Genomic DNA, 25,147 nt, shown 5'->3' with positions numbered 1-25,147 from the left:
GTGGTTAATGCTCCCTTCGCGCAAGCAATGTCCCTCACCCCCGCGGGCGATGGGCTCTTCGACGCGCACCTAAGCGACATCTGGACCATCGGACCGAAGCTGCACGGCGGCGTCATGCTGGCGCTGCTCGCCGGTGCCGCACGCGAGACGCTGGCTGAAGGTCTTGACGCGAGTGGCCCGTCTGCAGGGGAGAGCGAGCCCATTGCCGTCAGCGCGAGCTACCTGTTCGCACCTTCGCCCGGCGACATGCAGGTGCGCACGTCGGTGCGCAAGCGCGGCCGACAGATCTCGCTCGTCGATGCCGAGCTCGTCCAGGGCGACCGCACGGCGGTCCACGCCGTCGTCACGCTGGGAACTCCCGAACAGCATGTGGGTCCACTGTTGACGGCCCTGCCGCCGGCACTCACCCAGCTGCCCGCCGAACCACCGCCCGGGGTGGCCCCCATCGGCGAAGGCCATCCGATGGGGGAGATCTTCCACCTGTTCGGCGGCATCGACGTGCGGCCGTCGCTACGGTCGATGAGCGACCTGAGCGAGCGCGGCAAGCCCGAGATCGTGCTGTGGGCACGCCCGCGGGATATGGCGCCCGACGGGTTGTTCGCCTTGGTGTGCGGTGACATCTCGGTGCCGGTGACGTTCCCGCTGGGGCGCTTCGGCTGGGCGCCTACCGTGCAGCTGACCACGTATCTGCGTACGTTGCCCGCGGACGGCTGGCTGCGGGTGCTCTGCAGCACCAATCAGATCGGGCAGCACTGGTTCGATTCCGAACACACCGTCATCGACTCCGAAGGCGCTCTGGTGGTGCAGTCTCGCCAGCTCGCCATGGTGCCGGTAAACTGATCGGGCTACCTGACGAGGGAGACGTGCATGGGCGACAAGCAGAAGACGCCTGACTGGGCCGCCGAGACCGGCGCATGGGTGCTGGAGAACGGGCACCGGGCGCTGTTGAAGCTGACCGGTGGCCGCTGGCCGCACAAGCTCGGTTTCATGCCGACGCTGGAACTGCACACCATCGGGCGCAAGTCGGGTGAACGCCGCTCCTCGTTGTTGAGCTCGCCCATCTTCACACCGGAGCGGATCGTCGTGATCGCCTCGTTGGGAGGCGCCTCGCATCACCCCGCGTGGTATCTGAACCTCGTCGCCAATCCGAATGTCGAGATCACCGTGCGCGGCGAGACGAAGCCGTACATCGCCCGGACCGCCTCCACGCAGGAGAAGGCCGAGCTGTGGCCGGAGATCACCCGGGGATTCGGGAATCCGTACGCGGGATATCAGCGCAGCACCGCCCGGGACATCCCCGTGGTCATTTGCGAACCGGTCTAAGGAGACTTCTATGAGCAAGCAACCCGATTGGGCGATCCGTGCCGGTGCGTGGGGTCTGGAGAACGGGCACCGGGTGCTGCTGGCATTGACCGGCGGGCGCTATCCCAAGAAGGTGCTGGGGATGCAGCCGGTGGAGTTGTTCACCATCGGCAGCAAGACCGGGCAGCGCCGCGGCACGCTGCTGACCGCGCCGATCTACGAGCCCGACAAGGTAGTGCTGGTGGCCTCGTACGGGGGCGGCACCGAAAACCCGGCCTGGTACAAGAATCTGGTGGCCAACCCGGCCGTCGAGATCGCCGTCGACGACGTGGCACGGCCCTACACGGCACACACCGCTTCGGCCGAGGAGAAGGCCGCGCTGTGGCCGACGATCGTCAAGGTCAACCCCGGCTATGCGGGGTATCAGAAGAACACCGACCGGGACATCCCGGTCATCGTCTGCGTGCCCGCCTAATACGAAGGCGCTCAAGCTACCTCGGGTGCTACATGGCCCTGAAGCCGTCATTGGCGACGGCGGATAGCCCCCGCGACGACATTCCCGAGCCCATCGTGGGGCCGTCGCGATGACGTTGGTGCGATCGGGCATGCAGCGGTTCAATCTGTGCGCGTCCCGTATCCGGGGCGTCCAAAAGGCGACTGAGCGCCGCATCAGGTCCTCACCGCGCTCGTCGAGGAGCAGCTCCGCGGCGGCGGACGGCAACTACCACATTCCGCGTGGCGCACCGGCTTACTCGGCCAAGCTGGATCGAGACGGAGACGGCTTGGCCTGCGAGGGTTAGGACGCAGTGGGTGTTTGTTCGTTCGAGTTGCCGTGCCATTTGGGCCAGTAGAACGTGCGATGCCCGTCCTCGGTGACGCTCAGAGCCGGTATCACCAAGTCCCCATACCGTATCGTCCCGGACGAGTCGAGTATGAGGCTCAACGTGCCACGGGGATTGAGTTCAGAGCGTTTCTTCATCAGAATAAACGAAAGAATTGTCTGGATTTCCGTCTGATCCCATCCTTCGGGGCAGGTGATAGCCACGAGCAGCCGGGGTTCCTGATGACCTGTGGTAAACGAGAAGTCATGCGGTAGCTGGTCGGCTTGGGTGCGCTCCACGCTCTGCTGTATTGCGCTGGCGATGGCGTCTTGGTGTCGCCTGGTCAGGCTAAGCAGCCCGGCGGAAAACCAGAACCATCCTGGTTTCTTTGATTCGGTGAGGAACGCGATAATGCGTGAAATTTCGGCGGGGGCCTGGAGGGATGGTTTTGGGGCGTAGGGCGTGTTATGGATGCCATGCGCCCAGTACATGTACGTATACAGCCTGTGGGTGACATCGAGGAGGATGTCTTGGGGTGGTTCTTGATCGGTGTAGTCGATCAATGTTCCGTCGAGGAATGCGTCCAACAGGTCGAGTTCATCGGCAGCAGGGGCTAAATGTGTGATTTGTCGGCGCTGCCGAATATAGGCAAGAAATTCCGCTGGATGATCGAAAATCTCTGCTATGACCACTAGATCGTGCAATGAGCATACATAAGGGATGACACCCCATTGGTTGTCTGCGCCGAATGCATTGACGGCTAGGTTCGCGGCCCCGTAGTCGTCGAGTGTTATCACTAGCGGTACGATTTCGGAGACTTGAATCAAGTCAATCCAATGAATGGATTTCCCTTTTCTTATCCATAGTCCGTGGTTGGTTTCGATAAGTCGAGTAAGTGTCTCTAATTGTCGCGCGCCTTCGCCAACCGCTTTTTTGATCTCCCCATCGAATTTTCGGATATCGTCTGGGTACACCCGCAACCTGCGGCCTTTCACTTCGACTAGTATCACAACGTCTTCGACAGAGAAGAAGCCATCTATTTCGAGGTGCGATTCCTTCGTCTCCGATATTGCTCTTTCTTTCCCGTAACTTTCTATCGGTTCGAGGTATTGTCCATGCTTGAATATAGGTCCATAGAATTTTAGGTTTTCCACCCCTGGCTGTCCGAGGATGCCCTCAATAAGCTCATTAGTTGCGCCTTCGCTGACTAGCCGACGACGCTCCTCGTATTTCCTCTTCAATTTATTGAGGTCTTTATGATCGATGGTTTCGTCATACAGTACATTTTCAATGGTCATCCTAATCCGATAACTATCCAGGGTTTGAACGACGCAGTAATTTCCCGACTCGTCTCTTAGTAGAACTGCGGTCGAAAATGGATTTCGGCCGCACATGTACCCGTCTACCAGGTCGCACGGATTCAATGAGGAATTAAAATTGACACTCAAAACATCAAGTGCGCGGATAACGCGTTCAACATCTACCCCGCACCGGCCCGCTACCACTTCAGGCGTGAACGAGACGAGTGTGCCTAGCTCTCCCAACGGCAGGCCATCGGGAAAGGTACCGAGAACTGATGCAGAGACGACGCTATTATTGAGGTCGGACTGAGCAGAATATTCCAGCCAGCCCTCCATATAGCAGTCGCCGATAGCATTTCTGATCTGTATTAGTTCCGCATAGCTGACACCGTATACAAATTTGAAAACATCGTTCATCTCTTTGAGATCAAAGAGATGTCCTGCTATGGTGTCCTCAATGAAATATATTTCTTCTATTGACGTCTCCTGGCGCGAAAATCTGTGAATTGACGCGAAATCAATATGATAGTTATCGCGCAGATGATACTTTTTCAGCTCCCAATACACAACACTCATCCGATGCAATTCCTGACACGTCTGATGCAAATTGTTGATCGTCGCCCACGTCAGCTCAGGCGATGCACCCTCTGTTTCGGTGGGTACACGACTGTCTCGCGGCAGTAATGACAGGGCGACAAAGGACATCGGCGTCAAGATGCCATCTTCAATAGGCTTCTGGCCCGGCATGATATTTGGCGGAATTTCCCTTAACCGCAGCCACGCCAACAGGTCGAACGCGTCAAATGCAGCACTATCGGATATGATCGAACTTACCGAACGCTCAAGGACCTGTTGCGCCAGTTCTTGGGCTTGCTTTAGTGCATTAGAAGTCCCTGCGCGCATAAGTTCCAAGATTCCAGCAAAATGATCTTGTTGTCCGCCGTGTTCCATACGGGCAGAATAAGCTGGACGTTGAGACAGTGCGACCTATTTAAATATGCCGCAGGAGCCTGATTCCTGTTAGTAACAGATGAGGCATCGGGCATACACCTGCCTGCCGTCGTACGTTCGTTACACCTGTGTATGCCTGAAAAGGCTGACACATGCTCGCGGTTCTCAAGCCGCACCGTCTGACCCCACTCGGCGTGGTAGGCGGCACATGTTTGGCGCACCCTCGGGAGGTGTGCCCCTTAGGCGTTGGGTGCACGCCTTACTCGGCCAGCCCTCTCTGCAATTTTCTGGTCGGGTGGTTCGGTGTTCGCTATCGTTGGCGGCGGCGCCGTGCGGCTTGTATTGTTTGGCTGATCGGGAGGGTTGCTGGCTACGCGAGGGGGATCAAGGGTGACTGATCCGTTGCAGGTGACCCCGGAGCGGTTGCATGCCTCGGCGAACGCGATGGACAAACACCTGCGCGATCATCTGGACGCACACCGGGCCGCCGACGCCAAAGTTACCGGAGCAGCCTCCGGGCTGGTGGGGGTAGCCGCATCTGTGTTATCGGCCAAATCCGCTGACCTGCAAGCTAAGTCGCTGCACATCAGCAACGAGTTGACGCATTTCCGGGATGCCTTCGATAAGTGCGGGTATGCGTTCGCTACGGCCGATGAGGAGTCCAAGGTCAGGATCTTTAACACCCGCGCCTACGAGGGTTCCTGATGTTGCTGTCGGTGGGCGAGCTGAAAAAGGTCAGTGTTCAGTCGATTCGTGACATTGCCGCAGGTCTGCGCGCCAAAGCCGCCTCGATGCGTGCCATCAAAACCGGGATTTCGGATCTGCCGCACAAAGGCACCTGGACCGGGGTGGCTGCCGATAACGCCGACCACGAAATCGGCGCCTTTGGCAAAGGGCTGGGCGCCGACGCCGAGGCATATGAGAACGCAGCCAGGAAAGTTGATCGGGCGGGCGATGAGTTCGAGGGCCTCAAACAGTTGCTGACCAAGTTGGAGAACGAAGCGGCCGGCAAGTTCTCCATCGACGAGGCAACCGGCGAAGTCACCCCCTTGAGCAAGGATTTCAACAAGTCTGATCGTGACTACATCGCCAACACGATCAAACAGCTCTGTGCTGCCGGTGGACAGGCCAACGATGACCTTGCCGCCGGGATTCACGCCACCGATGGAGCGACCACCCCCGCGCCGTCCAGCGCGCCTGGTGGCTCATTGGCTCCGATACCCGGTTCGGCGATTAAGCCCGATGGGGCGGCGGGTGCATTGGCGAATCTTGCCGCTCCCAACCCAGATGGTGATCCGGGGGCGACCAAGGCTGCTGCTGCCCCTGGCGGCATTGACACGATCAATTACAAAGAGCTGTATCCCAAAACCACTGTGGACGGTCACCAGCTTGGCGGCGTGGGGGCTGTGCCGGGTGTGGGCAATATCGACAAAACAAAGCCGGCCAAGCTCGCCCCGACATTGGCTGACCGTGATGTTCCGGCGTTCAAAGAAGTCACTCGCCAAAACCTGATCAACGCGAAGGTGCCTGCCGATCAGATCGAGCAGCGGGTCGACGACGCGGTCAAGGCTGCGCAGACCCCGCGTTTCATGACCGAGGCCGAGCAGATGCGCACACCAGGCGAGGTGCCGCTACACCGCTCGCCGGGTGATCAGTTCAACGACATCATGGGTCGCGCCAGCGACTCGGCCACCAAGACCATTGACGGCCAGATCGAACAGGCGAAAATCCTTACCGGACAAGCCGGTCCGGGCGCACCCGGTGTCGCCGAAGCCTGGAAAGAACTAGGAATCAACGCAGCCCACCAGGCCCACGAACTGACGACCGACCCCTTAGCCGCACCCAAAATGGGTATTGAACAAGCCAATGACTTCTACAACCACCCCGGCGAGTTCATCGGCAAAAACATGATCCTCGGCACCGAGGCCCTAGCCGGTGGGGCGGTTGGCGGCGAAGCCGCAGCCGGAGCACGCGGGCTACTCGGAGACCTCACGGGTGCAGAAGGGCGCGCCCTCACCCACGGACTCGACGACACGCACTATGCGCCCACGCCGCTCGATCATCCGTCGCCATCAACGGTGGACCACCACACACCAATCACGAGCGATCATCACGCGCCAAGCAACGACAGCTGGTCAGGCCATAGCGCTTTTGATTCATCCGGCCAGATCTCTAGTGAACTCCGTGACCAGATCCTATCTATCGAGAAGGGTGATCGCCCCGACCCTGCCACGTATCTGCCACATGAGTACATTCAGCAGCATCTGGAGCAATTCGACAAAGGCGTCGCCCGTTTTATGACCGATGAGAATCTCGACAGTTTCGGGATAGGCCAGCGAGACGGCACCTCTTTCGTGATGCCAAAGGGCGAAGCAGATGCATTGATGAATGCCACCCATGGAAATCCTCGCGCAATGGAAGACGCCCTCGGGCTACCCGAAGGATTCCTTGACAAAAATAGAATAGTTCGCGTCGATATAGAGGACCCCAGGAGCTACGATCTAAGAATGCCGTCAGGTAACGAGGCTGGAGCCAACAGTCAATGGATTCCAGGTGGACGTCTGCCGGGCGGAGAGTCCGAGGCGATAATTGATGGCGGAAGAGTTCCACGAGAAGACTACAAAATATCGGACATCCCAGGTAGGTGACAGAAAAAAATGGCGTTCCAGAACACTTACTTCTCCAAAGAAGATAGATATTGGATAGGTATCGAAACAGAGCTTGGGGTGCACTATGTCTCGTTTCCGGTAAGCAACGGAATCGTTGACTATGTAGAGTACTACAAAGTAAGCCCTGGCCAGTACGATACATTCCTTGCCAACCAGGAATCAGCCCTCGAATTTGTCGAGTCCTGTCGGCGACACGAACATGATGAACTCTTAATTCAAAAGCCGGGTCGAAACAGAGGCACACCTATATAAAGTCAAGGCTATTTTTGTCCGGTTTGGATTTTCGCAGGGCCGCTTTCTTCTGCGTCTCTATGCGCACCGCGAACCCGCTCACGGGGTGGGCGTATCCGGTCTCAGAGCACTCCAACAGGCTTGAATCGGTTCGAGACACTTTGTCGTCGCAAGTGCCCCTGCGAGCGGATGTCTGATTCGTGACGAGGCAATCATTTGCCGAGCAGGCGAGATCTAGACGGGCTGTCCACTCGCCTTCATCGGGGTAGCGGTAGAACCGCTGGTCCACGCCTTTGGGGGCACTGGTCCGGTGTCGAAACACGTTGCACGACTTTAAATCCGTTGGTAGGAGGGGAACCGCAATCCACCACATTCAGTTTGGGGCGTCCCGTTTTCCCTCAAGGCTGACGCATGCTCCCACTTTGCTGCCGAGGACCGACAGGCACTTGCCGCCACGGCCTAGCGCGCACTCCGTAGGGTCGCGGCCCATAGCCGGGGGAAGGCGACGTTGTGCATCGGGTTGGGAAGTATCAGGTGGTTGTGCGCCAGCCCAACAGCGATGCGGCGCTTCGGGTCTGCCCAACCGGTGGAACCGCCCGCGCCCATGTGCCCGAAACCGCCCACCAGCCCCGGTGCGGGGATGCAGTGGTAGCCGAGTTCCCAGATGTCGCGGGCGATGGGAAGGCTGGCCCTGATCCCGCGGCCGCAGGCCAGTTCGGCGGTCTTCTCCTCCGACAGCAGTTGCCGCCCATCCACCCGGCCCCGATTGCTCAGTGCGGCATAGAGCTTGGCCAGCCCCTGAGCGGTGCAGATTGCGTTACCCGCGCCCATCTGCGTGTCGTACAGCGGTGCACTGGTGTGCCCGTCGTCGGCGACGATGCGTTCGGCACCTGGCACATGGATCGCACCGGTGGCACCTCGCGCGGCCGGAATGATGTCGATGACGCGCGCTCCGAGGGACAGGCCGCGAGACAGGAAGGGCGTCGTGACCGCCTTGTCGAGTTGCGCGTAGATCCCCGCCGCGATCGTCGGTGAATCGGCGGGTGGCCGCCCCAGGTGGATGCCGTCCACTCCCAGGGGTTCGGCGATTTCGGTGCGGTACAACGCACGCATGTCCTTGCCGGTGATCGCGCGCCCGAGTCCGGCCAGCAGCCATCCGTAACTCATCGCGTGATAGGCGGCCTTACCGTAGAAGCGCCCGACCGGCGCGGCGGCCAATCGCTGCTCCATGAGCTCGTGGTCGAGCAACTCCTCGGGCGTGGACGCCAGCGGGGCCAACGCCGCCAATCCCGACTTGTGCGCCAGCACCTCCCGCACCGTCACCGATTCCTTGCCGTTGGCCGCGAATTCGGGCCAGTACCGGGCGACCGGAGCGTCATAGGTCAGTAGTCCCCGGTCGGCCAGCCGGTGGATCACGGTCGCGGTCACACCCTTGGACGCCGAGTACACGATGGGTGCGGTGTCGTGGGTCCAGGGCATGCCGGGCCGCGCCTCTCCGGCCCAGATATCGAGCACCGGTTCCCCGTCGACGTACGCACAGAGTGCACCGCCGCCGATCCGGCCGACGTACATCGACGCGAACTTGCGGACAACCCGGTCGAACTCGGGCTGGGCCCAGCCGTGCACTCCGTCGGGCAGATCGGTGCCTGCGGGAACAGGCGTGAAGACAGGGGCGGCTTCGGCGCGACGCTGCGGTTGTGACATATGTAACTTGTAGTCCGGGTTTCGGCTCGCGCGCTACTACTCCAGGTCAGGTCTGCGAATAGTCACAAACCGGTGCGAATGTGCATATCTGTGCCCACATACCGCTGGCGACGTCCTGCATCCGGGCCGAAAGCCGTTTCCGGACGTGCTAATGGGTCTGCCATGCTGGTCGGCATGTCCAGAATCGCAATCATCGGTGGCGGCAATATCGGCGAAGCACTTATCTCCGGGCTGCTGAGGGCCGGGCGCCAAGCCAAGGACATCGTCGTGTCGGAGAAGGTTCCCGCACGGGCGAAGGCTCTTGCCGAGGCCTACTCGATCCGGATCAGCGAGGTGGCCGATGCCGTCGAGGGAGCCGACTTCATCGTGGTGGCGGTCAAGCCTTCGGATGTGGAGAGCGCGACGACGGAGATCGCCGCGGCGCTGGCGAAACTGGATGCCGAGGGCACCGAGCGGGAGACCGAGCAGGTGCTGGTCTCGGTGGCCGCCGGAGTCTCCACGAGCTTCTTCGAATCCAAACTGGCCGCCGGAGCCCCGGTGGTGCGCGTGATGCCCAACGCCCCGATGCTGGTCGGCGCCGGGGTCAGTGCCCTCGCGAAGGGTCGATTCGCCAATGACGAGCAGCTCAGCGCGGTCGCCGAGCTGCTGGAGTCGGTGGGCAGTGTCATCAAGGTGGCCGAATCGCAGATGGACACGGTGACCGCGTTGTCCGGGTCGGGCCCGGCGTACTTCTTCTTGCTCGTCGAGGCGCTCGTCGATGCGGGGGTCGCCTCGGGTCTCACGAGGCCCGTCGCAACCGATCTGGTCATTCAAACCATGGCCGGATCCGCCGCGATGCTCCTGGAAAGGGCCGAAACCGACGAAAATCGCGCCCCCGGATTGCAGACCCGTACCGAGGTCGACACGACCGCCGCGGAGCTACGCGCAACGATTACCTCGCCGGGTGGTACTACCGCCGCTGCGCTGCGTGAACTGGAACGTGGAGGTTTGCGGGCAAGCGTCTATGCGGCCGTCGACGCCGCAAAAACACGCTCCGAGCAGCTCGGAATCACATCAGAGTAATTTAACCAAATCTTGATCAATTAGCCCACACGGGTATCAGTAACCCCACTGGTCCCGCTATTCTCCTTCTAGCACGTGCGTGTCCGTACCGCCGATGGGGAAGATCGGCGGCACGACATGTGCCGAGGGAAATGGGTATGCGATGACGTCAATGAACGGGCCATCCGCACGCGACGGGGCCGGCGCCAAGCCGGGCCGGGATGCGTCGGCTGCTGGCCAATCCGGGAAGGCTCAGTTCCTTACGGTCGCCGAGGTCGCCGCGCTGATGCGCGTCAGCAAGATGACTGTCTACCGGCTGGTGCACAACGGAGAGCTGCCCGCGGTGCGGGTCGGCCGGTCGTTCCGTGTGCACGCCAAGGCGGTCAACGATCTGCTGCAGGCCTCTTACTTCGACGCCGGCTAGGCCGTCGGCGAGTAGGAACCGGCCGGAGTAGCGGTTTGCGATTCGGCCGGTTTCCTGACGAGGGGCCGTAACGGGTAGAGTCGTGCGGCACCCTGGTTTCAAGCCTTGAGGGGTTAGGGCGCTCGTGTACGGCTGGCATCAGCCGCTGTACACCGCCCACGGTAAAGACGATTTCACAGTAGTTAGCAGGAGTTCATGGGTTCAGTCATCAAGAAGCGGCGTAAGCGTATGTCCAAGAAGAAGCACCGTAAGCTGCTTCGTCGCACCCGCGTTCAGCGCAGAAAACTCGGCAAGTAAACCTTGCGTTAGTGGGCGTCCGCTCCGGATGCCTACTGCTGCCTTGATGGATAAGCTTCGTCCGTGAGTACCGGCGAGACCAATCTGCATTACCCAAGGGTTGTGCTGGTCACCGGGGCCAGCAGATTCCTCGGGGGCTATCTGGCCGCGCGCCTGGTGCAAAATCCGATGATCAATCGTGTCATCGCGGTGGATGCGGTCGCTCCGAGCAAGGATCTGCTGCGCCGGATGGGCCGGGCGGAGTTCGTGCGAGCGGATATCCGGAACCCGTTCATCGCGAAGGTCATCCGCAACGGCGAGGTCGACACGGTGGTGCACACCGCTTCGGCCTCCTATTCGCCGCGCTCCGGTGGACGTGCCGCGCTCAAGGAACTGAACGTGATGGGCGCGATGCAGTTGTTCGCGGCCTGCCAGAAGGCCCCCACGGTGCAGCGCGTCGTGGTCAAGTCCACCGCGCAGGTCTACGGGGCCAGCGCCCGGGATCCGGTGATGTTCACCGAGGAGATGGGTGCGCGTCGTCCCCCGTCCGACGGTTTCGCACGGGACAGCATCGATATCGAGAGCTACGCCCGTGGCTTGGGCCGGCGCCGTCCCGATGTCGCCGTGACCATCCTGCGGTTGGCCAATCTGATCGGCCCCGGCATGGACACCGCGTTGGCGCGGTATCTGGCGGGTCCGGTGGTGCCGACCATGCTCGGGCGTGACGCCCGCCTGCAGCTGCTGCACGAGCAAGATGCGCTGGGTGCGCTCGAACGCGCCACCATGGCGGGAAAGGCGGGCACCTTCAACATCGCGGCCGACGGCATGATGATGATGTCGCAGGCAGTTCGGCGCTCCGGTCAGCTCGGCATTCCGGTGCCGTCGTTTGCGGTCGCTGCGATCGCGTCCTTCACCAAGGGCACGCGGTATACCGAGTTGAGCTCCGAGCAGCGCGACTGGCTGGCGTACGGGCGTGCCATGGACAACACGCGCATGAAGACAGAGCTCGGATACCAGCCCAAGTGGACGACCATCGGGGCCTTTGGTGATTACGTGCGGGGGCGCGGGATCACTCCAGTTATCGAGCCGGAGTGGGTACGCTCATTGGGAGATCGCGCGGTGGCACTCGCGCAGAGGATCAGTTCGTAAAAATAGGGTGGAGGTGAAGAGCATGGCTGGTGAGACAAAAGCGAAAGTTATTCAACTGCAGGCTAATTCGGAACGCCATGCTGCACGCGCTCGCCGGGCGGAGGCGCGTGCCGACGCCGGTCGGCGGCACCCGTCATCGTTGACCAACGACGCCCCGGCTGGAGATTCCGCGGACACCGCTGCTGTGATCCATGACCTCAACGAGATTCGCGCGGCACAGGGCAACGCGCCCGTTGGCGACGAGGAGTCGTTGACGGCGCTCGCGGCCAACATTGCGGCCGTCGCCGAGTTCATTCGCCGACGCGTCGGTGGCGACTACAACGTTGACGATTTCGGCTTCGACGAGCACCTCAACGAATCGCTGCTACTTCCTTTGCTGAGACCATTGTTCAACCGATGGTTCAGGGTGGACGTGACCGGCGTGGAGAACATCCCCGCCACCGGTGGAGCCCTGGTTGTGGCTAACCATGCGGGTGTGCTGCCGCTTGACGGCCTGATGCTGTCGGTCGCGGTGCACGACCGCTGCCCCGGCAACCGGACGCTGCGTAACCTGGCCGCCGACATGGTGTTCGACGCGCCATTCTTGGGGCAGCTGGCGCGCAAGGCGGGGCACACGCTGGCCTGCACGGCCGATGCGCACCGGCTACTGTCCGCGGGCGAGCTGACCGCGGTGTTCCCCGAGGGGTACAAGGGCCTGGGCAAGCCGTTCAAGGATCGCTACAAGCTGCAACGGTTCGGTCGCGGGGGATTCGTGGCGGCGGCTATCCGGACCGGGGCGCCGATCATTCCGTGCTCGATCGTCGGGTCCGAGGAGATCTACCCGATGATCGCCGACCTGAAGGTGATCGCCCGACTGTTCGGGCTGCCGTACTTCCCGGTGACTCCGCTCTTCCCGGCGGCCGGTCCTGTTGGCCTGGTGCCGCTGCCGTCCAAGTGGCATATCGAGTTCGGCACGCCGATCCCGACCGAGGGATACGACGATGCCGCCGCCGACGACCCGATGGTGACCTTCGAAGTCACCGACCAGGTGCGCGAGACCATTCAGCAGACGCTGTACCGGTTGCTTGCCGGTCGGCGCAACATGTTCTTCGGCTAGACATCTGCCGCTTCTCTCTGCGCCGACACGCCGTGTCGTGGCGTTTTCGTATCGCACGTTGTCACCATAAGGCGGAGTGTCGGTGAGATTCTGTGGGCCGCCGCGACCTCGAAGTTGCTTGGGGGAGGCGTAGGTTCGGCTGGTGATCACCAACCGGGTTACCGAACTGCTGGGTATCGAGCGGCCGATCGTGCAGGCCCCGATGGGCTGGATAGCGCGTTCGCAGCTGGCGAGCGCGGTGTGCGACGCGGGCGGGCTCGGCATCATCGAAACCAGTTCCGGCGAGCTCGATGCCATCAAGCACGAGATCCGCATCATGCGTGAGCTCACCGAGAAGCCGTTCGGTGTCAACATCGCGCAGGCCTTCGTGCGGGACCCGTCTACCGCGCAGTTCGTGGTTGATCAGGGCGTGAAATTCGTGACGACCAGCGCCGGCGATCCGAACAAGTACACCCGCTTTCTGAAAGACCATGGGCTCACCGTGTTTCATGTCGTCCCCACACTGGCGGCGGCGCTCAAGGCCGTCGATGCCGGAGTTGACGGGCTGGTGGTGGAGGGCGTCGAGGGTGGCGGGTTCAAGGATCCGAAAGGTGCGTCCACCATGGTGCTGTTGCCCTTGGTGCGCTCACAGGTCGATGTTCCGATCATCGCCGCGGGCGGCATCTGCGACGGTGCGTCCATGGCCGCGGCCTTCGCGCTCGGCGCCGAGGGCGTGCAGATGGGCACCAGGATGATGTCGGCCGCGGAGTCGCCCATCCATGGAAACTGGAAGGCCGCGGTTGTCGCGGCGCGCGAGACCGACACCGTGCTGCTCAATCGGCTCACCAAGCCGGGTCTGCGTGCTTTGCGCAGCGAGCGCACCGAGGAGATGGAACGTCGAGATCTGGTGTCGCTCCTGGACACCGGAAATCCGATGGACCTCTATTTCGGAGGCAACATGGACACCTTCGTGCCGATGAGCGGTCAAGTCGCCGGCCGCATCGGTGGTGTCGAATCGGTCAAGGACATTCTGGACGCCACCATGGACGAGTTCGCCGCGGTGATCGGCAAGCTCGCCGCCCAGTACGGCTAGGGGTTGCGGCCCCACCGTGAGTTGTCGTCACGCTCGTGTAATCGCCGCAGGTCCTGGCGGCGCGCACCCCGGGGGGAACCTCCCGGCGCAGCAAAGAGTCGATGAGGCGGTAGCGGGTGATCGTCGGCGTTTCCTCATGGCGTCCGAAAATCGTGCTGTAACGATCCTTGTGCTGTGTCGATAGACTGCGCGTAATCTTTGCCTATCATCCATTCAATAGGCATCATGTTACTAGACCGCTACCTTGAATGAAGGATCTCCATCGTGACCGCACCTTCGCTGGAAGGCAAGTACCTGCCCGCCGTCCATCAGCGGATTAGCAGCGATTTTCCTCCAGCACCCCTGTTTTTCGGGGGCGCCATCGCCCTCTTCATCGTCGTTGCCACACTTGCGGGTATCCATGACGGTAGGAACCCTCGGTACTCGCAGGCGGTGCTGATTCCCGATGTTGCTCCTTCGGCGGTCGGCGGCCCCGGTGGCGCGGCCGCGGAGGTGCGGTCGGGTCCATTAGCCATGATGGTGACGGAGGTCACGGCGACAGCTACCGCTGGCGATTCCGGGGTACCGCAGGCTGCCCCGGGGCGCCATCTTGTGGTGGGGGTGCGCGTCGTCAATGACGGTGCGGATGCCGAGCGATTCGAGCCGGCGATTCAGCAACTTGTCGCAGGAGACCAGGTGCTCGGTGCGGACCAAGACGCCTCGCAGCCGATGCTCGGCGCGGACCTCGGCCCGGGCGAGAGCGTCGTCGCATCCATCACGTTCGATGTTCCCGACGGGGTCGAGCCCTCCGCGATCCTCTTGCGTGACTCGCCGACGGCCGCCGGAACCCAGGTGAGTCTGTCTCAGGACTGAATCACCGGCGGACGGCACCGGCAGCGTGGTCGTCGAGTACGTCGCCGGTACCGGAGCGACGGCTAGGGGTTGCAGCCGCTCGCGCTGACCCAGCGCCCGTTGTATCCCACGCAGGCGTGAACGTTCGGTGGGGGCGGCGGAGGCGGGGGATCGTCCGGCAGGGGCGCGTAGTCCTCGGGCGGGGGCGCGTATCGCTGCACGGTGTCGGCGATGTTGGCGCAACCGCTCACCGAGATCCGGCGTCCTCCACCCACACAGACGTCGGCGTTGGCCGCCGGTTGCGCAATCGGCAGTAGACCGGCGAACGCCACCGCGACGGTCGCCAGTACCGTCATACGCCTCATGGCTGGCGCTCCTGCGGAAGCTGGCAGCGCTCGCGGAAGTCCACGACCGGCTGCCGGATGGCGCGTAGGTCGTTCTCGGCGTCGGGGTTGGTGCCGAAGTAAGCCTTCACGGCGGTCTGTATCTCGCTGTGCGGCTTGCCTGCCTGGCTGGTGAAGAAGTCGTTGACATCTGGATGGGTGAACAGATAGCTCGACGTGGAGGCGGCGACGCCCGCCGAGACCCCGGCCAGATCGGCCGCCGTGCAGTTCGGCGGGCGGTCCGGCTCGGCGTTCGCCGCTGCTGCGGTGAAGAGTGCAGCAGCGCCCAGGGCCGTAAACAGACTTGTGGCAATCAGTTTCATGGACAGCTCCTTACGGGACTCGTTGTACAGCGGGCGGTTTCCACGTGCCGTCGATGATCGAGGGCGGGGTCTCCTTGGGCCAATACAGCCGAAGCATCAGGTTGAACTTCCCGGCGGGTGCGGGTAGCCAATTCGCTTCTTTCTCGGGCCCCGGGTTCTCGTGTTGCAGGTACAGGTCCACCGACCCGTCGGTGTTCGTGGTGAAGGTGTTGCGTTGGCTCAGGGTGTAGCGGTTCAGTGGGTTGTCGACGAAGAACATTCCCGCGTCGTACATCGTCAGGGACCAGAAGCCCTCAGCAGGGGGGAACTGCCCCTTGTCGAAGTGCAGGACGTACGCGTTGGAGCCGTCGTACGGTTTCCCGGTGCTGTCGACCTCGGAGGTCGGGTATACGGCGTCTTGGGGTCGGTTGGCGCCCAAGCCGATTGCCGTGATCGTCGCACGCTGTAGATAGTCTGTGCCGTACAAACCGGTCTTCGTGGTGAACACCCATCCATTGATGTTCGCGCCGGCGTCCTTGAAGTGCGCCATGATCTTGTCGAACGCTTCTTTGGGTACCGACTGCAGGGCGTTGACGGTGTCGGCACCGAGCTTGTCGATGTCGAAGGGCTTTCCGGCCTCGACACCGATCTTGGCCATTTTCTCCACCATCGGCTTATCGGCCTCGGCGGGCGGGTTGTCCTTCAGCAGGGTGGCCAGCAGATCGAAGTATGCCTTGGTGCTCAGATTGTTGACCTGTTCGCGGACGGGCGTTTTCATGTCGATGCCCGGATCCACCGTGCCGGCGGGCGGGGTGTACGGCGTGCCGTACGAACTCAGTGGCACCAACGAGATCTCGTCCTGCAACGCGTGTACGGCCGCGTAATCCTCGGGGGTGCCGGTGCAGTAGATCCGGCCTAGCAGCCACACGATGGCCGTAGGGGACTTGTACTCGGTGACCCCTTGGGGCAGGGTGCCTTTCCAGCCCGGGCCGGTGATGGCGTAGGTCTGCGGCCCGGTGCCTGTCGTACGCTTTCCGGGTACTTCGAAGACGTTGGTGAACCCGTCCAACATAGGGAACAGGTAGTACCGGCCGTTCGCCTCCGGCAGGCTCAGAATCCACGGTTCCTTGCCCACGTCGACGAACGCGTTGGTGTACAGGGTATCGGCATTGGGGGCGGTGACGTCACGGAACGCGGCATTGGGATACTCGCGCATCCGCATGAGTTGTCCCATTGGAGCGCGCGGAGATTGGGGTTTTTCCACGTTGGTCATCACGCGGCGGGTCATCTCCATGGTGACCAGGGGATAACCGTAGATGTAGGCGTCCATGGCGATGGACTTCGCTTCATCGGCGGAAAGTTTCTGGGAATCAGACTCTTTCGAACAGCTGGTGAGTCCGGTAGCCAATGCGACGGTGCTCATCACGACCAAGAATTTGGTCCACTGCGTACACCAAACCTTCACGCGCGCCCACCCTTTCCTGTTGCGGCGATAAGTCGCCGAACGTTGATCGTGCAGCATGCCCCACCTGCTTGTCTTGACAATAGAAGACAAATATTTGACAGTTTGGGACGTGGCGGTGATCCGGGGTTCGGCGCTCACCAACTATCACCAACTGGTGGCCGAGCTCGGCGGTGATGGCAGCAAACTGCTTGCCGCAGCCCGGGTTTCGCCGGCCGATGCGGGCTCGTACGAGCGGTTTATCTCGCTGCCCAACGGTGCCCGCGCACTGGAGGACACTGCGACCGCCCTGAACGCACCCGACTTCGGCCGGCAACTGGCCCGGCGACAGGGCATCGAGATCCTGGGGCCGGTCGGTTTGGCGGCACGCACGGCGGCAACGGTTGCCGACGCCTTCGCGATTCTTGAAAAGTTCATGGGCGCATACTGTCCGGCGATCGGCGCCCGGATGATGGGCCACCCCGATCCCGCGCTGTGCCGGTTCGAGTTCGAGTATCTACTCGCACCTGCGCCTCCGCAGGCGCAGGCCGTTGAGCTGTCCCTGGGTGTCACGCTGCGGGTGCTGCATCACTTCCTGGGCACCGGCTATCGACCGGTTTCCGTGCACCTCCCGCATCAGGCACTCACCGCGGTATCGGCCTATCGGCACTATTTCGGGTGTCCGCCGTTCTTCTGTGAACCCGTTGGTGGGTTCACATTGCGCGCCACCGACATGCAGAAATCCTTGCCCAAGGATCACCTTGCCCACCAGACCGCCGTCGACTATCTGACCGGCACCCACGTGAATCGCAAGCCCGATTCCAGTCAGTTGGCCCGGCTGCTCATCCGCCAGCTGCTTCCCACCGGGGCGATCGGATTGGGGGACATCGCATTACACCTCGGAGTGCACCCGAAGGCGCTGCAACGGCGACTCGGCGCCGAGGGCACCACCTTCGGTGAACTGGTGGACCAGACCCGTCGCGAAGCGGCAGAGCGACTGCTGTCCGATACCGATCTGAGCCTGGACCACCTGAGCCGGCAGCTGGGCTACGCCGAGCAGAGCGTGTTCACCCGAAGTTGCAAGCGCTGGTTCGGAGTCACCCCGAGCGCTTACCGGCTGAGCAGGAGAGATGTCTAGCTCTTGCGATGTGAGGCGATGTTCGCGGCCATGGCGGCTGCATCGCGTTCGTGTCCCTCGGCCTCACCGATCATGGTCACGATGCTGGTGGCGACGGGCTCACCGTTCTCGTCGGTGACCTCGGCGCGCACTTCGGCGGTCACCATGCCGTGCGACTCGAGCACGCTGTCCAGGTAGCTGTCGAAGTACAGCCGGTCGCCTGCCTTGATCGGGCGGTGGAACTTGAGCTTCTGGTCGCGGTGCAGCACCCGCGCCACGTTGATGGGCAGGTCCATCTCGGTGAAAATCTTGTGCTGGACGCGCCGGCCTGCGACGGCCAGGAAGGTGATGGGCGCGACGACGCCGGAGTTCACCTCGCACTCGTCTTTGATGGCGCTCGCGAACTCACGCATCTTCTCGCGGCCGACCTCGAAATAATCGGGGTAGCGGTAGTGCGTTCCGACGATGTCTTGGCGGATGGCCATGCATTAACCCATTTCGCTGCAGGTCAGTGACGAATCTAGGACAGTTCGAGCGGCGCTGAGCCTATCAGCAGCGGTAATGGCGGCACTCACTTCTCGCGGCGGGCCAGTGCCGCCGCCAACGCCCCACCGGCAGCACCGAGCAGCACGGCCGACGGCACCCCGATACGGGCCGCCTTGCGGGCGGTGCGAAAGTCGCGGACCTCCCACCCACGACGCCGGGCCACATCCCGCAGCTCCGCGTCGGGATTGATGGCCACGGCGGTGCCGACCAGCGACAGCATCGGCACGTCGTTGACACTGTCGCTGTACGCGGTGCAGCGCTTGAGGTTCAGGCCGTTGCGGATGGCCAGGTTGCGCACGGCCCGCGCCTTGCCGGGCCCGTGCAGGATGTCGCCGACCAGGCGTCCGGTGAAGACGCCGTCCACCGACTCGGCAACGGTGCCCAGCGCTCCGGTGAGGCCCAGCCGCCGGGCGATGGTCTCCGCCAATTCCTTGGGTGTGGCCGTGACGAGCCACACCTGTTGGCCGGCATCGAGGTGCATCTGCGTCAGTGCCCGAGTGCCGGGCCAGATCTTGTCGGCGATCGTCTCGTCGTAGATCTCTTCGCTGAGGGTGACGAGCTCGTCGACGCTGCGGCCCTCGATGAACGAGAGCGCCTTCTGCCGCCCCGCCGCCACATCGTCGGAGTTCTCCCGGCCGGTCAACCGGAACTTCGCCTGCGCCCAGATGAACTGGAGCATGTCCGAGTACTGGAAGTAGTCGCGCTGCGCCAAGCCACGTCCGAAGTGAACAAGTGAGGAGCCGTGCACCAGGGTGTTGTCGACATCGAAGAACGCGGCCGCCGTCAGGTCGGCGGGCGGCGGTCCCGGCGTCTCGTCGACCGCGGCGGCGTCGGCCTCGGCGAAGGAAGCAGCCCGCGCGACGTCTTCGGCGAACGCCTCGGCGAGGAGTTGATCCTCCGTCGAGCCCTCGGCAGGGGGTTCGCCGTTGATCTGGGGGCTGGTCATGAATGGTTACCCGCCCTTCCTGTGCGCCGCGTGCGGATGCCGCTCAACCCTACTGAGGGTGGCGGGAACTCGGGGGACCCGGTGGCAGAATTGGCGTATGACGTCGCTAACGCTGCTGACCCGCGCCGGGTGCTCCGCGTGCGATCGCGCGCAGCGCGAGTTGGCGGCCCTGGCCGACGAGTTCGGGGTCGGCCTCACGGTCACCGATGTCGATGAGGCCGCGATCACAGATTCCTCGTTGCGGGCGGAGTTCGGTGACCGACTTCCGGTGGTCCTGCTGGACGGTCAGGAGCACAGCTACTGGGAAGTGGACGAGCCTCGGCTGCGGGCGGACCTGAAACGTGACCGATAACAGGCTGTTTGGATTTTGCCCAGTGGCCATTTTGGGGCTACCGTGCATGAAGTTCGAGCCTCACCAAAAGCAAGGGAGCTGGACAGTGATGAGCCGCTTGCGCGAAGAGCGTCAGCCCCTGAGATGTCAGCGGAGTGACCTGCGGTGAGTGTCCTGCTGTTCGGAGCCTCGCACCGTAGCGCGCCTGTGCCGGTGCTGGAGAAGCTGGCGATTGGCGAGGCCGATCAGCCCAAGATCATCGAACACATTCTGCAATCGCCCCTGGTCACCGAGGTCATGGTGCTCTCGACCTGCAACCGGGTCGAGGTATATGCCGTGGTCGAGGCCTTTCACGGCGGCCTGACCGTCATCGGGGAGGCCATCGCCCGGCATGCCGGGATGGGCATGAACGAGCTCACCAAATACGCCTACGTGCGGTACAGCGAGGCCGCCGTCGAGCACCTGTTCGCGGTGGCCAGCGGCCTGGATTCGATGGTGGTCGGTGAACAGCAGGTGTTGGGCCAGGTGCGCAACGCCTACGCCACCGCCGAATCACATCAGGCGGTCGGCCGGGTGCTGCACGAGCTGTCCCAGAGCGCGCTGCGCGTGGGTAAGCGCGTGCATTCGGAGACCGGTATCGACGCGGCCGGAGCCTCGGTGGTGTCGGTGGCCCTGGACTTGGCCGACGGCAAGCTCGACGGGCTTCCCGGACGCACGGCAGCCGTCGTCGGTGCCGGTTCGATGGGCTCGTTGGCCACCGCACAGCTGATCCGCGCCGGTATCGACAACCTGTGGGTCGTCAACCGCAGCGCCGAGCGTGCGCAGCGGCTTGCCGCGACCGCGCGCGAGGCCGGCGTGAACGCGCAGGCGATCACCCTGGACAACATGGACCAAGCGCTGGCCCAGGCCGACGTGGTGGTGTCCTGTACCGGTGCGGTTCGACCGGTGATCTCCCTGGCCGATGTGCACCGCGCCCTGGGCGGTGGCCGTCAGCTGGTCTTCTGCGATCTGGGCATGCCCCGTGACGTCGATCCCACGGTGGCCGGCCTGCCGGGCGTGGTCGTGGTGGACATGGAGCGCATCCAGCGCGAGCCCACCGCACGTGCGGCGGCCAACGACGCGGGCGCGGCACGGCAGATCGTCAACGACGAGGTAGCCCGGTACCTGACCGGCGAGCGGATGGCCGAGGTCACGCCGACGGTCACCGCGCTGCGTCAGCGGGCTGCCGAGGTGGTGGAGGCCGAGCTGCTGCGTCTGGATGGGCGCCTGCCGAGTCTGGCGGGAGCCGAGCGAGACGAGGTCGCCAAGACCGTTCGCCGCGTCGTCGACAAGCTGTTGCACGCCCCCACGGTGCGGGTGAAGCAACTGGCCTCGGCGCCCGGTGGTGACAGCTATGCCGAGGCACTACGCGAGTTGTTCGAGCTCGATCCGCACACCGTCGAGGCGGTGGCCACGGCCGGTGAATTACCGCTCGCCACAAAGGAATTACACGAATAGGGCGTCGTGGTTGATGTTCTTCGCCGAGAGGCTTGTCCGACCGTGACCGTCATCGCCCGAGAGGCTCATTCATGATCCGAATTGGTACCCGCGGCAGCCTGTTGGCGACGACTCAGGCCGGGGTGATTCGGGACGCGCTTCGCGCGAAAGGGCACGAGGCAGAGCTGGTAATCGTGACGACCGCCGGCGACCAGTCGGCAGCACCTGTCGAGCAAATCGGAGTGGGGGTCTTCACGGCTGCTCTTCGTGAGGCCATCGCCGACGATGTCGTCGATGTTGCCGTGCACTCGTACAAGGATTTGCCGACGGCGGCCGACCCCCGGTTCGTCATACCCGCCATTCCGCCACGTGAAGACTATCGCGATGCTCTGGTGGCTCGTGACGGATTGGTGCTAGGGGAGTTGCCCGCGGGTTCCGTCATCGGTACCTCGTCTCCGCGACGGGCGGCACAGCTTAGAGCACTGGGTCTCGGTTTGGAAATTCGCCCCCTAAGAGGCAACCTGGATACCAGGTTGAGCAGGGTCTCCAACGGTGATCTTGATGCTGTGGTAGTCGCCCGGGCGGGTTTGGCCCGTATCGGACGTCTGGACCGCATCACCGAGACACTGGAACCGGTGCAGATGTTGCCCGCACCGGCTCAAGGAGCGCTGGCGGTGGAGTGCCGCAGTGAGGCCACCGATCTGGTGGCTGTGCTGGCGGAACTCGATCACACCGACACGCGCGCCGCGGTGACTGCCGAAAGGGCTCTGCTTGCCGAGCTGGAGGCGGGCTGTACCGCACCGGTCGGCGCGATCGCCGAGGTGGTCGAGTCGATCGATGAGGAAGGCCGCGTCTTCGACGAACTGTCGTTGCGCGGATGTGCGGCGGCGCTGGACGGATCTGACGTGATTCGGGCCTCTGGGATCGGCACCCCCGATCGGGCCGCGGAGCTTGGGCTCGCGGTCGCGAGGGAGCTGCTCGATCTCGGTGCGCGAGCACTGATGACAGCTGAATAGGCGGCGCAAACCGCCGATATGGGAGGCAGTAGTGACCCGAGGGCGCAAGAAGCCAGGGCGCATCCTGTTCGTTGGTTCCGGTCCGGGAGACCCCGGTCTGTTGACGGTCCGGGCGCGCGCGGTGCTCACAGGTGCCACGGTCGCGTTCACCGATCCCGACGTGCCGCAGGCGGTGCTTGACCTCGTCGGATCCGCGGTCGAGATTCCCGCGCCCGTCAAACCCGTGACCGGTGACGATGCGCCCGCTTCGGGTGACAGCCAGGTCGCCGCCGAGCCGCCGCTGACCATCGACATCCGCCCGGCGCTGGGCGATCCTGCCGATGTCGCCAAGACTCTGGTCGCCGAGGCCCGCAACGGTGTGGACGTCGTGCGCCTGGTCGCCGGCGATCCGCTCTCGATCGATTCCGTGCTCGCCGAGGTTCACGCGGTCACGCGGACCCAGGTGGCCTTCGAGATCCTGCCCGGTCTGTCGTCGAGCACCGCGGTGCCCGCCTACGCCGGCCTGCCTCCGGGCTCCGCGCACACCGTCGCCGATGTGCGCGGTGACGTGGATTGGGCGGCGCTGGCCGCCGCTCCCGGCCCGCTGATCCTGCATGCCACTCCGACGCATGTGCCCGATGCCGCCAAGGCGCTCATCGAGCATGGTCTGGCCGACCAGACCCTGGTGGCGGTTACCGCGCAGGGCACCACCTGCGCGCAGCGCACCGCGGAGACCACGCTGGGGTCGCTCATCGACGGCGTTCCGGTGGATGCCAATGACCCGCACGGCCCGATGACCGGTGCCCTGGTGTTGACGATCGGCCGCGTGGTCGGTGGCCGCTCCAAGCTGAATTGGTGGGAGAGCCGCGCGCTGTACGGCTGGACCGTGCTGGTGCCGCGCACCAAGGATCAGGCCGGCGAGATGAGCGAGAAGCTGGTCGGATACGGAGCTCTGCCGGTCGAGGTGCCCACCATCGCCGTGGAACCGCCGCGCAGCCCCGCCCAAATGGAAAGGGCCGTCAAGGGTCTGGTCGATGGCCGGTACCAGTGGGTGGTCTTCACCTCCACCAACGCGGTGCGTGCGGTGTGGGAGAAGTTCGCCGAGTTCGGCCTGGACGCCCGCGCCTTCTCCGGTGTGAAGATCGCATGCGTGGGACAGGCCACCGCCGACAAGGTGCGCGCCTTCGGTATCAATCCCGAGCTGGTGCCCGAAGGAGAGCAGTCTTCGCTGGGCTTGCTGGACGAATTCCCGCCCTATGACGACGTTTTCGATCCGGTGAACCGGGTGCTGCTGCCTCGTGCCGACATCGCGACCGAGACTCTCGCCGAGGGCCTGCGTGAGCGTGGCTGGGAAATAGACGACGTGACCGCCTACCGCACCGTGCGTGCGGCACCGCCGGCCGCGCAGACCCGCGAGATGATCAAGACCGGTGGCTTCGACGCCGTGTGCTTCACCTCGAGCTCGACGGTTCGCAACCTGGTGGGTATCGCCGGTAAGCCGCATGCACGCACCATCGTGGCCTGCATCGGACCGAAGACCGCCGAGACCGCGATCGAATTCGGGCTGCGGGTGGACGTCCAGCCGGAGACCGCGGCCGTCGGACCGCTGGTCGAGGCGCTCGCCGAGCACGCCGCCAGGCTGCGTACCGAGGGCGCGCTGCCACCGCCGCGTAAGAAGAGTCGACGGAGATAGCGGAGGCCTTTACTGTGCCTTTTCCAAGCCAGCGGCCCCGCCGGCTCAGGACCACCCCGGCCATCCGCCGGTTGGTGGCCGAGACCACGCTGGCGCCACGACAATTGGTGCTGCCGATGTTCGTGGCGGACGGGATATCGGAGCCCAAGCCGATTTCTTCGCTGCCCGGCGTGGTGCAGCACAGCGTCGAATCCCTGCGTAGGGCCGCCGAGGACGCGGTGAAGGCCGGTGTGGGTGGTCTGATGCTGTTCGGCGTGCCGCAGGAGAAGGACAAGGACGCAACCGGAAGTGCCGGCCTGGCGCCCGAGGGCATCCTCAACCGCGCGTTGTCGACGCTGTCGGCAGATCTCGGTGATGCCACGGTGCTGATGGCCGATACCTGCCTCGACGAGTTCACCGATCACGGTCACTGCGGGGTGCTGGATGCCTCCGGCCGGGTGGACAACGACGCGACGCTCACGCGGTACGTGGACATGGCCGTGGCGCAGGCGAATTCGGGGGCCCATGTGGTGGGGCCCAGCGGCATGATGGACGGCCAGGTGGCGGCCATCCGCGACGGACTGGACGCTGCCGGGCATACCGATGTGATCATCCTGGCGTATGCGGCCAAGTACGCCTCGGCGTTCTATGGTCCGTTCCGCGAGGCGGTGGGCTCCTCACTGCGCGGCGATCGTCGCACCTATCAGCAGGACGTCGCCAACGGTCGGGAAGCCTTGCGTGAGGCAGAACTTGACGTCGAGGAGGGCGCCGACATCGTCATGGTGAAACCGGCGATGGCCTACCTCGATGTGCTGCGGCGGGTCGCCGATGTGTCGCCGGTGCCGGTAGCGGCATATCAGGTCTCGGGCGAGTACGCGATGATTTGTGCTGCGGCACAGAATAATTGGATCGACTTGCAGGCCATGGCGTTGGAGACGCTGACCTCCATCAGGCGCGCGGGGGCCGACATCGTGCTGACCTACTGGGCCGCGGATGCGGCGGGCTGGCTCGCCGGTTAGGCCTACCGAGCCGCGTCTAGCTGCGATTTTGTCCACTTCGTCCGCGGATGA

At 63.4% G+C, this 25,147-nt stretch carries 27 protein-coding genes and 1 pseudogene; 20 read left to right on the top strand and 8 right to left on the bottom strand.

Annotated features, from left to right (window positions below; translation table 11 throughout):
• The 4 genes from MYCSP_RS18905 to MYCSP_RS23715 all read left to right on the top strand — a co-directional run bounded on the left by MYCSP_RS18905 (position 1) and on the right by MYCSP_RS23715 (position 2,102).
• Entirely contained in the window at positions 1-840 is an 840-nt protein-coding gene (locus MYCSP_RS18905) for a thioesterase family protein (RefSeq protein WP_083013402.1), read from the top strand.
• A 27-nt stretch (positions 841-867) separates the two neighbouring features.
• A complete protein-coding gene (locus MYCSP_RS18900) occupies positions 868-1,323 on the top strand; it encodes a nitroreductase/quinone reductase family protein (RefSeq protein ID WP_083013403.1) in 456 nt (151 codons plus the stop codon).
• A 10-nt stretch (positions 1,324-1,333) separates the two neighbouring features.
• On the top strand, positions 1,334-1,777 hold the full coding sequence (locus MYCSP_RS18895) for a nitroreductase/quinone reductase family protein (protein ID WP_070909234.1): 444 nt from the start codon (positions 1,334-1,336) through the stop codon (positions 1,775-1,777).
• 109 nt (positions 1,778-1,886) lie between these two features.
• A complete protein-coding gene (locus tag MYCSP_RS23715) occupies positions 1,887-2,102 on the top strand; it encodes an excalibur calcium-binding domain-containing protein (RefSeq protein ID WP_088414706.1) in 216 nt (71 codons plus the stop codon).
• Here the strand turns inward: MYCSP_RS23715 and MYCSP_RS18885 are convergent.
• On the bottom strand, positions 2,099-4,375 hold the full coding sequence (locus MYCSP_RS18885; protein ID WP_157886202.1) for a hypothetical protein: 2,277 nt from the start codon (positions 4,373-4,375) through the stop codon (positions 2,099-2,101). The two genes, MYCSP_RS23715 and MYCSP_RS18885, sit on opposite strands and share 4 nt — an antisense overlap.
• A gap of 390 nt (positions 4,376-4,765) precedes the next feature.
• On the opposite strand from MYCSP_RS18885, the gene MYCSP_RS18880 reads away from it, so the two are divergent.
• The 3 genes from MYCSP_RS18880 to MYCSP_RS23550 are packed head-to-tail and all read left to right on the top strand — an operon-like array spanning position 4,766 to position 7,296.
• A complete protein-coding gene (locus MYCSP_RS18880) occupies positions 4,766-5,080 on the top strand; it encodes a WXG100 family type VII secretion target (protein WP_088414702.1) in 315 nt (104 codons plus the stop codon).
• Positions 5,080-7,023 carry a WXG100 family type VII secretion target gene (locus MYCSP_RS23555; RefSeq protein ID WP_235629494.1) on the top strand — a complete coding sequence of 648 codons (1,944 nt, stop codon included), beginning with the start codon at positions 5,080-5,082 and terminating at the stop codon, positions 7,021-7,023. Before MYCSP_RS18880 ends, MYCSP_RS23555 begins: the two co-directional genes overlap by 1 nt.
• Positions 7,024-7,032: 9 nt before the next feature.
• Positions 7,033-7,296, top strand: a complete 264-nt coding sequence (locus MYCSP_RS23550) for a hypothetical protein (protein ID WP_088414700.1) — start codon at positions 7,033-7,035, stop codon at positions 7,294-7,296.
• A 236-nt stretch (positions 7,297-7,532) separates the two neighbouring features.
• On the opposite strand, the pseudogene MYCSP_RS23730 reads toward MYCSP_RS23550, so the two are convergent.
• Positions 7,533-7,658, bottom strand: a pseudogene (locus tag MYCSP_RS23730) (LppU/SCO3897 family protein); the annotation flags it as partial.
• A gap of 76 nt (positions 7,659-7,734) precedes the next feature.
• Entirely contained in the window at positions 7,735-8,979 is a 1,245-nt protein-coding gene (locus tag MYCSP_RS18860; protein WP_083013405.1) for a serine hydrolase domain-containing protein, read from the bottom strand.
• A gap of 174 nt (positions 8,980-9,153) precedes the next feature.
• On the opposite strand from MYCSP_RS18860, the gene proC reads away from it, so the two are divergent.
• The 7 genes from proC to MYCSP_RS18825 all read left to right on the top strand — a co-directional run bounded on the left by proC (position 9,154) and on the right by MYCSP_RS18825 (position 14,889).
• Positions 9,154-10,041, top strand: a complete 888-nt coding sequence (gene proC, locus MYCSP_RS18855; RefSeq protein WP_207547357.1) for a pyrroline-5-carboxylate reductase — start codon at positions 9,154-9,156, stop codon at positions 10,039-10,041.
• A 142-nt stretch (positions 10,042-10,183) separates the two neighbouring features.
• Complete coding sequence (locus MYCSP_RS18850; RefSeq protein ID WP_005061934.1) at positions 10,184-10,444, top strand: helix-turn-helix domain-containing protein; 261 nt, start codon at positions 10,184-10,186, stop codon at positions 10,442-10,444.
• A 195-nt stretch (positions 10,445-10,639) separates the two neighbouring features.
• A complete protein-coding gene (locus MYCSP_RS18845) occupies positions 10,640-10,741 on the top strand; it encodes a 30S ribosomal protein bS22 (RefSeq protein ID WP_003402602.1) in 102 nt (33 codons plus the stop codon).
• Between the two features lie 63 nt (positions 10,742-10,804).
• A complete protein-coding gene (locus MYCSP_RS18840) occupies positions 10,805-11,869 on the top strand; it encodes an SDR family oxidoreductase (protein ID WP_070909238.1) in 1,065 nt (354 codons plus the stop codon).
• Between the two features lie 22 nt (positions 11,870-11,891).
• Positions 11,892-12,965 (top strand): lysophospholipid acyltransferase family protein, encoded by a 1,074-nt coding sequence (locus MYCSP_RS18835; RefSeq protein ID WP_088415669.1) that lies wholly within the window; start codon positions 11,892-11,894, stop codon positions 12,963-12,965.
• Positions 12,966-13,107: 142 nt separating this feature from the next.
• Positions 13,108-14,037, top strand: a complete 930-nt coding sequence (locus MYCSP_RS18830; RefSeq protein WP_083013406.1) for an NAD(P)H-dependent flavin oxidoreductase — start codon at positions 13,108-13,110, stop codon at positions 14,035-14,037.
• Between the two features lie 264 nt (positions 14,038-14,301).
• Positions 14,302-14,889 (top strand): DUF4352 domain-containing protein, encoded by a 588-nt coding sequence (locus MYCSP_RS18825; RefSeq protein WP_083013407.1) that lies wholly within the window; start codon positions 14,302-14,304, stop codon positions 14,887-14,889.
• Between the two features lie 62 nt (positions 14,890-14,951).
• Here MYCSP_RS18825 and MYCSP_RS18820 read toward each other — a convergent pair whose 3' ends face one another.
• Genes MYCSP_RS18820 through MYCSP_RS18810 form a run of 3 tightly spaced genes read right to left on the bottom strand, consistent with a single transcriptional unit; the run spans position 14,952 to position 17,018 of the window.
• On the bottom strand, positions 14,952-15,233 hold the full coding sequence (locus MYCSP_RS18820; RefSeq protein WP_088414698.1) for a hypothetical protein: 282 nt from the start codon (positions 15,231-15,233) through the stop codon (positions 14,952-14,954).
• Positions 15,230-15,574, bottom strand: a complete 345-nt coding sequence (locus tag MYCSP_RS18815; RefSeq protein WP_070909242.1) for a heme-binding protein — start codon at positions 15,572-15,574, stop codon at positions 15,230-15,232. The genes MYCSP_RS18820 and MYCSP_RS18815 overlap by 4 nt, the downstream gene beginning before the upstream one ends.
• Positions 15,575-15,584: 10 nt before the next feature.
• Entirely contained in the window at positions 15,585-17,018 is a 1,434-nt protein-coding gene (locus tag MYCSP_RS18810) for a DUF1254 domain-containing protein (RefSeq protein WP_088414696.1), read from the bottom strand.
• A 109-nt stretch (positions 17,019-17,127) separates the two neighbouring features.
• Here MYCSP_RS18810 and MYCSP_RS18805 point away from each other — a divergent pair, with 109 nt between their 5' ends.
• Complete coding sequence (locus MYCSP_RS18805; RefSeq protein WP_070909244.1) at positions 17,128-18,132, top strand: AraC family transcriptional regulator; 1,005 nt, start codon at positions 17,128-17,130, stop codon at positions 18,130-18,132.
• Here MYCSP_RS18805 and MYCSP_RS18800 read toward each other — a convergent pair.
• Positions 18,129-18,596, bottom strand: coding sequence for an FAS1-like dehydratase domain-containing protein (locus tag MYCSP_RS18800; RefSeq protein WP_070909245.1), 468 nt, complete (start codon positions 18,594-18,596; stop codon positions 18,129-18,131). The two genes, MYCSP_RS18805 and MYCSP_RS18800, sit on opposite strands and share 4 nt — an antisense overlap.
• A gap of 86 nt (positions 18,597-18,682) precedes the next feature.
• Positions 18,683-19,603 (bottom strand): HAD family hydrolase, encoded by a 921-nt coding sequence (locus MYCSP_RS18795; RefSeq protein ID WP_088414694.1) that lies wholly within the window; start codon positions 19,601-19,603, stop codon positions 18,683-18,685.
• A 97-nt stretch (positions 19,604-19,700) separates the two neighbouring features.
• Here MYCSP_RS18795 and MYCSP_RS18790 point away from each other — a divergent pair, with 97 nt between their 5' ends.
• From MYCSP_RS18790 to hemB, 5 genes are all read left to right on the top strand, one after another.
• Positions 19,701-19,955, top strand: coding sequence for a glutaredoxin family protein (locus tag MYCSP_RS18790; RefSeq protein WP_070909247.1), 255 nt, complete (start codon positions 19,701-19,703; stop codon positions 19,953-19,955).
• 144 nt (positions 19,956-20,099) lie between these two features.
• Positions 20,100-21,431: a glutamyl-tRNA reductase gene (locus MYCSP_RS18785; RefSeq protein WP_088414692.1), complete on the top strand. Its 1,332-nt coding sequence runs from the start codon at positions 20,100-20,102 to the stop codon at positions 21,429-21,431.
• Between the two features lie 71 nt (positions 21,432-21,502).
• Positions 21,503-22,426 carry a hydroxymethylbilane synthase gene (gene hemC, locus MYCSP_RS18780; protein ID WP_070909249.1) on the top strand — a complete coding sequence of 308 codons (924 nt, stop codon included), beginning with the start codon at positions 21,503-21,505 and terminating at the stop codon, positions 22,424-22,426.
• Positions 22,427-22,457: 31 nt separating this feature from the next.
• The gene (locus tag MYCSP_RS18775; RefSeq protein WP_088414690.1) at positions 22,458-24,098 is read left to right on the top strand and encodes a bifunctional uroporphyrinogen-III C-methyltransferase/uroporphyrinogen-III synthase; all 1,641 of its coding nucleotides are present in this window, start codon (positions 22,458-22,460) and stop codon (positions 24,096-24,098) included.
• A 14-nt stretch (positions 24,099-24,112) separates the two neighbouring features.
• A complete protein-coding gene (gene hemB / locus MYCSP_RS18770) occupies positions 24,113-25,096 on the top strand; it encodes a porphobilinogen synthase (protein ID WP_088414688.1) in 984 nt (327 codons plus the stop codon).
• Positions 25,097-25,147: the final 51 nt, after the last annotated feature.

This window comes from Mycobacteroides saopaulense, from assembly GCF_001456355.1.
GTDB lineage: Bacteria > Actinomycetota > Actinomycetes > Mycobacteriales > Mycobacteriaceae > Mycobacterium > Mycobacterium saopaulense.
The sequence above is the reverse complement of the archived record's forward strand: the minus strand, read 5'-3'. Positions and strand labels throughout refer to the sequence as shown.